Raw genomic sequence first — 1,943 nt, 5'->3', positions numbered from 1 at the left:
CGCTCGTTTTCGGAGCCGTGAATCACGCAGTGCGACCGAAATCAATGCATCCTGACCCTAGGGAACCCTCCGAGTCGTATTCGGTTTAGATGTCAGACAAATGTCTAACTATCGTTTGATCAATGAAGGGAGGGCATCATGAACCTCAAAAGAACTTCGTTCGTGTCGCTCGTGGCAGCAAGTTTCGTTTTCGCCCCGGTCGCGTCGAGCCACTTCACTGGCTATGACATGGCCTTTGCCAAGGGAGGCAATGGTGGTGGAAATGGAGGTGGAAACGGCGGCCATGGTGGAAACGGTGGCCACCACGGCGGCGATGCTAGCGGAAACTCCGCATTTCACGGCAAGCCATCGAGCCCCGGCAAGAAGAGCAGTCATACGACGAATAAGATCATCGCCAAGCATGCCAAGACAGGTGTTCGTTCGACTACCCCGACCGATTACGCAATCGCAGAGTCTCCGCGGCCCAATGGCAAGCCTGAGTTGTCCACTGCCGCCCTCACTAAGCAGGGGGCGCTCGCCTCGGAGCTCAAAGGTCTGAATGCCGCCCATGCGAGCCCGACCGCGCTCGCGAATGCCGCGCCCAACAGTCAGGTCGGACGGATTGCCGCTTATAAGGCAGCAGTTCTGGCGACGGGCGAACTCGACCAACAGCTTGCCGACGCGCGGCAGACGCTTTCTGAGCTCCAGTCGCAGGTCGCCCGGACGCCGGACGCGGTCGAAGCCGATATAGATGCACTCGATCCAACCGCGCCGGATTACCGAGACCAGCTTGCCGCGCTTCAGTCCGAGCTTGACGCTTCAACAGCCTACGAGACTGAACTCACATCCGCGCAGCAGGCCGTGAGCGATCTCGAGGCGCAAGCCGGTGATTACCGTTCTCCCTCCGATATCCAGGCGGATATTGACGCCCTCGACCCGACCGTGGCGGACTATCAAACCCAGCTCGCTGCGCTGCAATCGGAACTCGACGGGGCGCAAGCCTATGATCAGCAGCTCGCGCAGGCCCAACAGTCGCTGAGCGACCTGCAGTCGCAGACCCTCCGTTCGCCGGACGCCATTCAGGCTGATCTCGACGCGCTCGATGCGACCGATCCGGCCAATGCCGATCAAATTGCCACTTTGCAGGCAGAGCTCGAGGCGTCGCAAACTTATCAGGCCGAGCTCGCCAGCGCTCAGCAATCAGTAAGTCAGCTGGAAGCCGAAGTCGCGGGCGCAACGCAAGAGCAGCAAGACGCACTTCTTTCGGCCTCGAACGGGCGTGAACTCTCGCCCGAGGCCTTGGCTTATCTCAACGAGCTGCTCGGTCTACCCGCGCCCGACACGAGCACGCAGGACGCTGTCGTCGACCCGATCGCGATCATCACCGCGCCCTCTGCCACGCCCCCTACGAACGCCTCGGACTGAAGGTGACCGCATGTTGAACCGGAAAGGGCCGCCCATTGGGCGGCCCTCGTCCATTTCAGGAAAACTCTCGATCCCGAAGCGGAACAAAAATACGGGGATTATCGCATAAACGAGCGGTCGAACCCCCAATCACTGCACTGAAAAGGGTTTCTTTAAGAGATGCCTCTCATGACAAAGGAGCAACATCACGATGAGGTTCCTCCGCTATGGGCAAGACCAAGGCTGGTGGGCGCAACTAGGAGTACCGCAACGGATCCAATTATCCCTATGGTTCATAAGGAGTTTAATGTAAGATCATCGTGTCTTATCTATCTCAACCTGATCGGAGGTTTCGATGACGCAGTTCTTTACGGGGGCCATTGCAGTGGCAGTCACGCTTGCCGGTGCTCTTCCGGGTGCGGCGCAAGACCTGCGCGCACCGGCTAATCTCAGCCATGACGCGCTCGTTGTCTGGGCAAAATCGAATAATGTTTGCGATACGGCTGTGGTCGACGCTGTGTACAATAATAAAGGTGAGGCCGTGGTATCCTGCACGGCGG

General features: G+C 58.8%; 2 protein-coding genes. Both read left to right on the top strand.

Annotated features, from left to right (window positions below; genetic code table 11):
- Window positions 1-138: 138 nt before the first annotated feature.
- Complete coding sequence (locus DEM26_RS20125) at window positions 139-1,404, top strand: hypothetical protein (RefSeq protein WP_146194513.1); 1,266 nt, start codon at window positions 139-141, stop codon at window positions 1,402-1,404.
- Between the two features lie 334 nt (window positions 1,405-1,738).
- Window positions 1,739-1,943 (top strand): hypothetical protein (locus tag DEM26_RS20120; RefSeq protein WP_146194512.1); only part of this gene is annotated, 205 nt, incomplete at its 3' end.

Origin of the sequence: Thioclava sp. NG1, from assembly GCF_003122275.1 — a bacterium.
Classification (GTDB): domain Bacteria; phylum Pseudomonadota; class Alphaproteobacteria; order Rhodobacterales; family Rhodobacteraceae; genus Thioclava; species Thioclava nitratireducens.
Note: the sequence above shows the minus strand (reverse complement) of the source record. Positions and strands in the feature narration are given on the sequence as shown.